Here is a 10033-nt window from a genome sequence, read left to right on the forward strand (position 1 = left end):
GCGTGGTGATGGTGCCGCTGGTGGTGTTTCCCTGCCGGATCGCCAGGTACTGCTCGAAGGTGCAGTTGTTGCCGGTGATGCAGGGCTGGTTGACCTGCTGGTGCTCGTAGATGTTGTACGTGGCGCCGTCGCTGGTCGTGGTGCCCATGAAGCTGCCCAGCGAGGGGCCGCCGCCCTGGTCGTCCTCGATGACGTAGTACTCGACCAGCGGGTTGGTCGACCAGCCGTAGAGCGAGATCAGCGTGGTGCCGCCGCCGGCGCTCACGTTGCCGTTGAAGCTGACCGTCTCGTTGCTGCCGGGCTGCCAGCCGAGACCGGCGACGAAGTCGCCGACGCCGCTCCAGTTGGTCGAGTAGCTGTTGCTCCCGGACAGGTTGATGCACGCCGAGCCCTGGCCGTTGGACCACATCTGGTAGTACATGCCGCTGCCGTTCGAACCGGTCTGGTTCGAACAGATCGCGGCGTTGGCCGCGCCGGCCGGGATGACCGTCATGGCCGCGGTCAGCGCGAAGCCGACGGCGAGGAGCAGCTTGTTGCGGCGCAGAAGCCGGCCCAGGCCGGAACCGCGGCGTTTGAGCCGCGCGGGTTCTTCATTCATGTGGGTGTTGTCCTTCTTCGTCGAAGGTCTGTGGAAGAGCCGGGCGCGGCCGCATGGCGCAGCGACGCGCGGGGCTTGACGAACCGGTCCGGACCGCCGTGGTGGTGGCGGTCGGCCGGGTGCGCCGGATCGCGGTGCGCGACCCGCATCGACGATGTTCGCGAACTGCGTCGATGGCGAGAGTATTGGACCAGAGTTGATGAGCTGTCAACAACTTTCGGACATATTTCGGAAACATGATCGTGGCCTGCGAGACTTTCATCAGCCATGACGGCAGGCCATTACGCCGGGCACTCGGCGAGGGGTGCGGAATGAGCACTCGACGACGCTGTTGGATCAACGATTCGGCCGATCTCGCGCGAAAGTTTCGACCCATGGCGGGCGCGGCGGGGCGAGGCGCAGGCTTCGCAGGCGTCTGCGTCAGCGCGCTGTCCGCGCGACCTCGCCTCGGGGCGGACACGCGCCGGGCCGGGCCGCGCGATCCATCGAACGGATCACGCGGCCCGGCCCGGCGGGCTGTCGGAGTCGGACGGTCAGGAAACGCTGCCGGTGACCGCGCCGGCCGACTTGGTCACGTGGTACGTCACCGACGCGCCGCTCCAGAAACGGAAGGTGAACGTCACCCGCGCCCCGTCAGCCAGCGAATTGAAGAAGGCTGAGGTCAGGGTAATGACGCCGATGGCGTGGTCCGGGGCGAACGTCGTTCTGTACTGCTGGTAGGAGGTCCGCCGGCGGCCGTGGTCCGCCGTGGTCCGCCCGATCGTGGCCGAACCCTGATCCGGTGCGGACACGCGGGCGCCGGGCACGGGCTGGACCCGTCCCCGGCGCGCGCTCGGGCGTCACATCACACGGTCAGCGGCTCACGCGTTGTCGATCCAGAACCACTGGTTGGAGTCGCCGTTCCAGTACCACAGGTCCATGTTGGCGCCCGCCGCGTAGCTGTAGCCGGACACGTCCAGGTACAGGCCGGTGTAGCGGTTGAAGATCCGGTTGTCCGCCCCGGAGGTGCCGACGGTGAACCACTCGGCGCCGTTCGCGGGGTTGCAGTAGTCCTGGAACAGCGTGTCGCCCGCGTTGCCGTCGGTCGACAGGCACAGGCCGCTGTTCTGGTTGCGCAGCAGGTATCCCTCGAACCCGCTCGTCGAGTCGTACACCTGGTCGAAGTACCACTTCTGCTCGGCGCCGCCGTCGTTGTACCACTGGACGACCCGGTGGCCGGCGTCCGTGCCGTTGTCGGCCACGGCCACGTTCATGCCGTCGTGCTCGGCGGTGATCCACTTCGCCTGTGAGCTCTGGTACACCGTGTACCCGCCCGAGGTGTAGGACGCGCCGGCCGAGGCATGCGCGGCACCGACGCTCGCACCGAGCACGGCCGACGCGGTCAGCGCGGCGGCGCCGGCGCGCAGCGCGCCGCGGCCGGAGAGGATCTTCCTCATGGTTCTTAGCCCCCTTGAATAAGCCTTCTCATATTTGGCGCCGTGCTCGCTGCCCCGGCGCCGTCCCGCATCAGCCGGACACTTGTACAGAGCGCCCGGGGAAGGCTGTGGTACGGATAAGTGCGAGCTTATGAACGCGCGCTCGGCCATGAGGCCGCTTCGCGCCGATGCACCGCCGACGGATCGCGTCGAAAGGAAACGTCGAAGCGCACCGCCAGAGCGCACCGCCAGAGCGCACCGCCAGAGCGCACCGCCAGAGCGCACCGCCAGAGCGCACCGCCAGAGCGCACCGCCAGAGCGCGCCATCGAGGCGCAGCGTCGAAGAGAAGGGGCGGACCGCGAAAATGTCACACGCGCACCTGTTCGAGCGCGGCCGCGCGCGTTAGCGTTCGATTATGCTCGCGACCATCGACACGGCGCGGTTCCAGGCGTTTCTCGCCGTCGCCGAACACGGCTCGTTCACCGCGGCGGCGGCCGCCCTGCACATCAGCCAGCCCGCTGTCTCGCAGCATGTGGCGAAACTCGAACGCGAGGTCGGCGCGGTGCTGCTGGAGCGCTCCGCGCGCCGCGTCGTGCTCACGCCGGCCGGCGAGGTGCTGCTGCACCACGCCCGCCGCCTGCTGACCGGCCTCGACGACGCGCGGCGGGAACTGGCCGCCGTCGCGCGCGCGGACAGCGGGCGGCTGCGCCTGGCGGTCTTCCCGAGCGCGGCCGCCACCTTCGTCCCGGCCGCGCTCGCCCGGCTGCTGGCGGCCTTCCCCAAAGTGAACGTCGCCATGTCAGAACTCGATCCGCCGCTGGCCCTGCCGCGCCTGCTCGGCGGCGACGCCGACATGGCGGTGGTCTACGACTATCCGATCATCTCCGGGCCGCCGGACCCGCGCCTGGTGCGCGAGCAACTCGCGCTCGACCCGATGGCCGTCGCGGTACCGGCCGGCACCGTGCTGGCGAGCCGCCCCGAGATCACGCCGGCCGACCTGGCCACACACTCCTGGATCGCGCCCGGGCCATCGCAGTGCCGCGACGCGCTCGACGAGGCGTGCCGCCGCGCCGCGATCGCGCCCCGCGTGGTGTCCGAGACCAACGACTACCAGGCGATGCTGCGCATGGTCGGCGCGGGCATCGGGATCGCGGTGGTGCCCAGGATGGTTGCCGCGCTGGCGCCGGCGGGAACCGTCGTGCTTCGCCCCCTTGCCCGAACCCGGCTGCAACGCGCGGTGGCCCTGGTCTACCGTGCCCAGGTCGCGCTGACTCCCGCGATGGATCTTGTCCGGACCCTGATGGCCCAGGCCGTCCAGGACGAGTTCGCCGTGCCGATGCCCGCGGCGGCCTGAAGCGGCGCGTTCCCGCCGCGCGACAGGGTTCTTCGTCACACCTGCGCCGCCGGCGCCGCCGCGACCCGGCCGGGCTCACCCGACCCCGGTGCCGATCGCGCTGCCGATTCCGTATGTCACGGCCATGGCGAGCGCGCCGCCGATGACGTTGCGCACGACCGCGGGCCCGGGCCGGGCCTTGCCGAGCCGCGCCCCGCTGTAACCGGTGACGACCAGGCAGGCCGCCACGACGGCGACCGTGACCGGGACGCGCATGCTCGTGGGCAGCAGGATCGCCAGCAGCGGGAAGAGCGCCCCGCCGGTGAACGACAGGAAGCTGGCCGCGGCCGCGTGCCAGGGATTGGTCAGCTCCTCGGGATCGATCCCGAGCTCCGCCTCGGCGTGCGCCGCGAACGCGTCGTGAGCGGTCAACTGCCGCGCGACCTCGGTCGCCAGTTCGGTTGTCAGCCCCTTGGCCCGGTAGATCCCGGACAGTTCGGCCAGCTCCGCCTCGGGCGACTCGGCCAGCTCCCGCCGCTCCAGGTTCAGCAGCGCCCGTTCGCTGTCGCGCTGCGTGCTGACCGAGACGTACTCGCCGACGGCCATGGCCAGTGCTCCGGCGAACAGTCCCGCCAGACCCGCGGTCAGGATCGTGGACCGGGACGTGGTCGCGCCCGCGACGCCGACCACGAGGCCGGCCAGGGACACCACGCCGTCGTTCGCGCCGAGCACGGCCGCTCGCAGCCAGTTCAGCCGCACGGCCATCCCGCCCGCGTGCGCCTCGTCGTGGCCGAAAGCGGCGTGTGTCTGCTGGCTCATGAGGACAACCTATGCCGCGCGGCACCCGCCGGCAGCGGGGCGAAAGACCCGGAAGTCAGGAATCGGACGGCGGTGGCTGCGGCCGATCGGGTGAGAGCGGTCGTGCCGGTGGACCCGGCTGCGGGAGCTGCACAGGCTCCGGCTCCGGTTCTCGTCGCGGGGCCGGTTCCGGCTCCGGTTGCGAGGAGACCTCTCGCGGCGGCAGGTGCGCGGCGATCCGCAGCAACACCTCCATGAGCAGGCCGGCCGCGACCGCCAGCGTCGTGGCACTGAGCCACACCTCAAGGGAAAGCGCGCGCAACGCGAGCGCGTCGCGCAGCGGCGGCACCGCCAGGACGCCGACGAAAGCGGCGGCCATCGACGCGACCAGCGCCACCCGCAGCGGCCGCAGCGGGCGGGCGAGCCGCGCCAGCACCCAAAGGCCGAGCGCCGTGGTGACCAGGGTCGCCGTGGTGCGGGCATCGGCCGCGTCGGCGTCGCTCTCCGCGCGTGCGATGGCGTACGCGATATAGGCCGCGGCGGCTGTCACCGCGCCCGCGGGCACGGCGAAGCGCAGCACCCGCGGCAGGATGCCGGTCCGGGCGCGCTCGGCCTCGCGGGAGAGCGCGAGGAAGAACCCCGGCACGCCGATGGTCAGCGTGGAGATCACCGTCAGGTGGCGCGGGAAGAACGGGAACGGCAGCCGGGTGACGCCGACCGCGACGGCCAGCAGCATCACGTACACCGTCTTGGTCAGGAACAGCCCGGCGACCCGCTCGATGTTCCCGATGATGCGGCGGCCCTCGACGACGACCGCGGGCAGCGCGTCGAAGGAGCTGTCGAGCAGCACCAGGCGGGCCACCGCGCGCGCCGCGGAGGCCCCGGCGCCGATCGCCACGCCGATGTCGGCCTGCTTGAGCGCGAGCACGTCGTTGACCCCGTCGCCGGTCATCGCGACAGTGTGGCCGTTGCGCTGAAGCGCGTCGACCATCTGCTGCTTCTGCTGCGGGTTGACCCGGCCGAACACGTGACGGTGCTCCATGGCGTCCGCCAGCGCGTCCGGGTCGCCGGAGAGCTCTCGGGCGTCGCACGGCTCATCCGCCCCGGGCAGGTTCAGGCGGCGGGCGACCGCGGCGACCGTGGCCGGAGCGTCACCGGAGATCAGCTTGACGGTGACGCCTTCGCGGGCGAAGTACTCCAGCGTCGCCGCGGCCGTCGGGCGCAGCCGCTCCTGGAGCGCGACGAGCGCCACCGGACGCAGCGAGCCGGGCAGCACGCCGTCGGCCGGCGGGGCGTCGGCGTGGGCGAGCAACAGCACGCGCTGGCCCGACTCGGCGCGCCGCGTGGCCGTCGCCAGCTGCGCGTGCCCGGCCGGCAGCACCATCTCGGGCGCGCCGAGGATCCACGTGCCCTGACCGGCGAAGCTGGTCGAACTCCACTTGCGCGCGGCGGAGAACGCGGTGCTGCCGGTCGCCTGCCAGCCAGGGTCGTCGAAGCGGGCGCCGAGCGCGGCGAGGGTGGCGTTGGGGCGCGGATCGGCCGCGGCGAGAGCGCCGAGCGCGGCGGGCACGGGCAGCGCGTCGGCCAGCACGTCCACGTCTGCCACGCGCATGGCGGCCTCGGTGAGCGTGCCGGTCTTGTCCAGGCACACCACGTCGACCCGCGCCAGCGCCTCGATCGCGGGAAGTTCCTGGACCAGCACCCGGCGGCGGGCCAGCCGGATGACGCCGAGCGCGAAAGCCATGCTGGTCAGCAGCACGAAACCCTCGGGCACCATGCCGACCACGCCGGCCACGCTGCCGCGCACGGCGTCCTGCCAGCCCTGGTGGCCGCCGAGGGTGAACTGGGTGGCGGCCAGCAGCACCGCGGTGGGCACCAGCACCCAGGTCACCAGCCGCAGCACCTCGTTGGTCACCTCGCGCAGCTCCGAGCGCACCAGCGCGAAACGGCGCGCCTGGGCCGCCAGCGAGGCGGCGTAGGCGTCCTGGCCCACCCGCGTCGCGCGGTACCAGCCGTGGCCGATGGCGGCGAAGCTGCCGGAGAGCACCCGGTCGCCGACCGCCTTCGGCACCGGCTCGGACTCGCCGGTCAGCAGCGCCTCGTTCACCTCCAGCCCCTCGGCGCGCACCATCTCGCCGTCCACGACCACCTGGTCGCCGGCGTCCAGCACCAGCAGATCCCCGAGCACCACCTGATCGACCCGGCAGCTGGCGACCTCGGCGTCCCGGATGACGCGCGCGTGCGGCGCGGTGAGCACGGCCAGGCGCTGCAGGGTGCTGCGGGCACGCAGCTCCTGCACGATGCCGATCCCGCTGTTGGCGACCAGCAGCAGGCCGAACAGCGCGTCCTGCAGCGGGCCGACGATGAGGATCACCGCGAGCAGACCGCCGAGCAGGGCGTTGAACCGGGTCAAGACGTTGGCGCGCAGGATCTCCCCGACGCTGCGGCCGGTCGTGGTCTGCACCGTGTTGCCTTGGCCCTCGCGCAGCCGCCGGGCGGCCTCGGCGCCGCTCAGACCCCCGGCGGGGGACGGCGCGAGCGCGGCGGGGTCGGTCGCGGAGGCAGAGGCGGAAGCGGAAGGCTGCACAGTTACCACCGTACGGACGGCGCGGCCGCAGGGCACGACCATCTCGTCCGCACCGGCGGGGACCAAAGTCCCGAGTGCGTGGCCCGCGTGCCTCTTGGCCCGGCCCGCGACACGCCCCACGATGAAGCGCGGGCGCCGGTCGTTTGCCGACAGGCCGGCGACGGGCATGCTTTGACGAGGCGCCGAGGCAAAACCGGGAGGTGAGGGGCCGCGATGTCCTGGTTCCTTATTGTGGTCGCAGGGTTCTTCGAAACCGGCTTCGCCGTGCTGCTCAAACAGAGTGAGAGCTTCACCCGGCTGTGGCCGACGATAGGGTTCGCCGCCTGCGCGATCATCAGCTTCGGGCTGCTGACCGTGGCGCTGCGCGGCCTGGAGGTCGGGCCCGCCTACGCGGCGTGGACCGGCCTGGGCACGGCGGGCACGGCCATTGTCGGCATGATGGCGCTCGGCGAGAGCGTCTCCGTGCTGAAGCTGGTCTCCCTCAGCCTGATCATGGCCGGAGTGGTCGGCCTGAACCTGTCCGGGGTCACCGCGTGACCCCAGACAGGTGAGCGCGCGTCAGCCGATCAGTGGATCGGCGGTGAACCGGCCGGCGTGCGGTGGTCCGCGCCGCGGATCGGTAGCGGCGTCTCGCGGCTCAGGTGCCGCACCGTGGAGATCACCCACAGCGCCATCGTCGCGGCGAACAGGACGGCCAGGGCCGCCTCACTCGCGGCGATCAGCGCGACGAGCGCGCCGACCAGCGCGGTGAGCCCCAGCAGGTTGGCCAGCATCAGGTACAGCTTGGTCACGGAGTCCTCGTCCGGGCTCCGGTACAGCTCGGCCGCGGTCCCGAGCGCGCAGCCGCCGACCGCGCCGAGTACGAGGATCGCGGTGGCATTGCCGCGCACGCTCGACAACAGCCAGCCGGTGGCGTCGTTCAGGTGCGCAAGGTAGACGGCGACGATCGCGGCCATGAACGCCGCGGTGACCGCGTCGCGCCAGGTCAGTCTCATGATCGCCCCTCCTTCGAAAGGCGGAACCCCCTCTGTTGCCAAAGTCGCCCCGAAGCGCCGGCCGCGGTAGCGGCGAACGGCCCGGCTCGCCCGGCCCTAGGTCAGGTCACGGCGTTCCAGCAGCACGGCTCCCAGGCCGACGAGCAGGACACTGACGCCCGCGACGGCCAGCGCGGGGCCGACGCGCAGCCCGTTGGCCAGCGGGTTGTTACCCAGCAGCAGGTAGAACGGGGACAGCGGGCGGGCCGGGCCCAGCACGGAGGTCAGCTGGGCCAGCGCGTTGATCAGATACGCGGCGACGGCGAGCAGCGCGGCCGTGGCCCGGGCCGGCCCCGGCCTGCCCGTCGCCGCGCCCACCGCGAGTGCCACGGACCCGGTGAACAGGCCGAAGAGCGCCAGCGCGGCGCCCGCGGCGACGATCCGCACGGGATCCAGGCCCATGCCGAGCGCGGCCGAGAACCCCAGCAGCGCCGCGGTCTGCGCCGCGCCCAGCACCGCCAGGCCGGCCGCCAGCGCCCCGAAGCGTTCGATCAGGACCCTGCCGCGGGTGATCGGGGTGCTGAGGACCAGCTCCAGCGTGCCCTGCGACTCCTCCCCGGCGATCCCGGACGACCCGGTACCGATCGCGTACACGGCGATCAGCGTCGGCCCCATGAACGCCAGCAGTTCCACACCCAGGTAGCCGGCCGGGGAACTCAGGTCGATGTTGCCGCCCACCGTGAACAGCGCCCGATAGCCCTTCGGAAGAGTGTCGAACAACTGGCGCCACCCGGTGTTGCCCCGCACGCTCGGCCACAGCGCCGCGTACAACCCGATCAGCGCGGCAACCGCCACCGCCCACACGGCCAGCGAGCGCCGCTGCGTGGCGAGCGTGTGGCGCAGGACCGGCGCGCGCGTGTCCGAAGCCGCCGTGAGCGTCACACCCGTCATCGCCGCTCGTCTCCATCCGAATGCCCGTAAAGCGCCAGGAACGTCTCCTCCAGGTCCGCCTCGTGCGAGACGAGATCGACCACCTGGAAACCCGCGAGGGTCTTGATGAACGGATCGATCTCGCCCTGCACGGTACAGCGCAGCTGCGCGCCGTCCTGCCGCACGTCGGTCAGACCCGGAACGCGGTCGAACGCGCCGGGTGGCGGCGGCTGAGCGAAGCGCACGTGCACCGAGTGCCGGGCCGTGCGGCGCAGCTCCTCCAGGCTCTCCAGCATGATCAGCCGCCCCGACCGGATGACCGCCACCCGGTCCGCCACCCGCTCGACCTCGGAGAGCACGTGCGAGGAGAGCAGCACCGCCGCTCCGGCCTCGGCGCGCTCGCGCACCACCCGGTGGAACTCCTGCTGCCCCAGCGGGTCGAGACCGCCGGTCGGCTCGTCGAGCAGCAGTAGCGGCGGGTCACCGAGCAGCGCCAGCAGCAGCGCGACCTTCTGCCGGTTGCCCTTCGACAGGGAGCCGACCGGCCGGTCCAGCTCGACGCCGAGCCGCTTGGCCACGTCGTCGAGGTCTGAAACCGGGCCCGCCGGCCTGGTGAGGCCGCGCAGCCGGCGCATGTATTCCAGCGTCTGCGCCCCGGTCAGACGCGGCCACAGCCGCACGTCGCCCGGAAGGTATCCGACCGCGGCGTGCACCGCCGAGCGCTCGCGCCAAGCGTCGTGGCCCAGCACCACGGCGCGGCCGGAACTGGGCCGCAGCGAACCCATCAACAGCCGCAGCGTCGTGGTCTTTCCGGCGCCGTTCGGCCCGAGGAAGCCGAGCACCTGCCCGGCGCTCAGTTCCACGTCGAGCCGGTCGAGTGCCAGGGTGCCGCCGTACCGCTTCGTCAGCGCCTCGGTCCGTACCACCGTCTCGCTCAAGTGAGTCACCATCCGGGACCGATGTCCGTCCTCGAACGAGGACCTCACCGCATTGTGCTCTCCGGCGCGCGCATAAGACAGCACTCGACGGTCCCGCGCTCCCGGGCGCACGACCCGAACCGTTGGACCCGCCCGCAGGTGACGTACGGCCCGATGTCTTTCGCCGCCTTTGCCCAGACACTTACATCGCCGACGCGTATAGGCATGCCAGGCGGTGAACACGATGTCCGCTCGGTCCACTCATGGGGCCTTGTCTTGCAGGGCCTTGTCACTCGCGGCGCCGTGGGGCGTCTGTGCCACCCTGACGCTCGCACTCGTCGCCGCCTGCGGCCACGGCGCGAGCGGTGCCGGCTCATCCGCGCCGACCGCGGGGCCGACCTCCACGAGCACCGCGAGTGCGTCGGCGCAGCCGAGCCGGTCCGCCACCGCCGCATCGCCCGCGGCCCCGAAGAGCGCAAC

11 protein-coding genes are annotated in these 10033 nt (G+C 72.1%); 2 read left to right on the forward strand and 9 right to left on the reverse strand.

Features of this window, described 5'->3' with window-relative positions:
• The 3 genes from KGA66_RS26025 to KGA66_RS26035 all read right to left on the reverse strand — a co-directional run.
• Positions 1-598, reverse strand: a 598-nt coding sequence (locus tag KGA66_RS26025; RefSeq protein ID WP_246508719.1) for a glycoside hydrolase family 11 protein, incomplete at its 3' end; no start/stop codon positions are given.
• Positions 599-1131: 533 nt separating this feature from the next.
• Positions 1132-1389: a hypothetical protein gene (locus KGA66_RS30590; RefSeq protein ID WP_312887079.1), complete on the reverse strand. Its 258-nt coding sequence runs from the start codon at positions 1387-1389 to the stop codon at positions 1132-1134.
• A 69-nt stretch (positions 1390-1458) separates the two neighbouring features.
• A complete protein-coding gene (locus tag KGA66_RS26035; protein ID WP_211471682.1) occupies positions 1459-2034 on the reverse strand; it encodes an RICIN domain-containing protein in 576 nt (191 codons plus the stop codon).
• 395 nt (positions 2035-2429) lie between these two features.
• On the opposite strand from KGA66_RS26035, the gene KGA66_RS26040 reads away from it, so the two are divergent.
• Complete coding sequence (locus tag KGA66_RS26040) at positions 2430-3368, forward strand: LysR family transcriptional regulator (RefSeq protein ID WP_211471684.1); 939 nt, start codon at positions 2430-2432, stop codon at positions 3366-3368.
• Between the two features lie 75 nt (positions 3369-3443).
• Here the strand turns inward: KGA66_RS26040 and KGA66_RS26045 are convergent, their stop codons facing one another.
• Both KGA66_RS26045 and KGA66_RS26050 read right to left on the reverse strand, forming a co-directional pair.
• Positions 3444-4166 (reverse strand): VIT1/CCC1 transporter family protein, encoded by a 723-nt coding sequence (locus KGA66_RS26045; RefSeq protein WP_211471686.1) that lies wholly within the window; start codon positions 4164-4166, stop codon positions 3444-3446.
• 55 nt (positions 4167-4221) lie between these two features.
• Complete coding sequence (locus tag KGA66_RS26050; protein ID WP_312887080.1) at positions 4222-6732, reverse strand: HAD-IC family P-type ATPase; 2511 nt, start codon at positions 6730-6732, stop codon at positions 4222-4224.
• A gap of 213 nt (positions 6733-6945) precedes the next feature.
• Here KGA66_RS26050 and KGA66_RS26055 point away from each other — a divergent pair, with 213 nt between their 5' ends.
• Entirely contained in the window at positions 6946-7269 is a 324-nt protein-coding gene (locus KGA66_RS26055) for a DMT family transporter (RefSeq protein ID WP_211471689.1), read from the forward strand.
• Positions 7270-7298: 29 nt separating this feature from the next.
• Here KGA66_RS26055 and KGA66_RS26060 read toward each other — a convergent pair whose 3' ends face one another.
• From KGA66_RS26060 to KGA66_RS26075, 4 genes are all read right to left on the reverse strand, one after another.
• A complete protein-coding gene (locus KGA66_RS26060) occupies positions 7299-7727 on the reverse strand; it encodes a hypothetical protein (RefSeq protein ID WP_211471691.1) in 429 nt (142 codons plus the stop codon).
• Positions 7728-7823: 96 nt separating this feature from the next.
• The gene (locus KGA66_RS26065; protein ID WP_211471693.1) at positions 7824-8657 is read right to left on the reverse strand and encodes an ABC transporter permease subunit; all 834 of its coding nucleotides are present in this window, start codon (positions 8655-8657) and stop codon (positions 7824-7826) included.
• Complete coding sequence (locus KGA66_RS26070) at positions 8654-9574, reverse strand: ABC transporter ATP-binding protein (RefSeq protein ID WP_211471694.1); 921 nt, start codon at positions 9572-9574, stop codon at positions 8654-8656. Before KGA66_RS26070 ends, KGA66_RS26065 begins: the two co-directional genes overlap by 4 nt.
• Before the next feature lie 240 nt (positions 9575-9814).
• On the reverse strand, positions 9815-10033 hold a 219-nt coding region (locus KGA66_RS26075; protein ID WP_211471696.1), incomplete at its 5' end, for a hypothetical protein.

The sequence above is a fragment of the Actinocrinis puniceicyclus genome, assembly GCF_018283645.1.
Taxonomy (GTDB): domain Bacteria; phylum Actinomycetota; class Actinomycetes; order Streptomycetales; family Catenulisporaceae; genus Actinocrinis; species Actinocrinis puniceicyclus.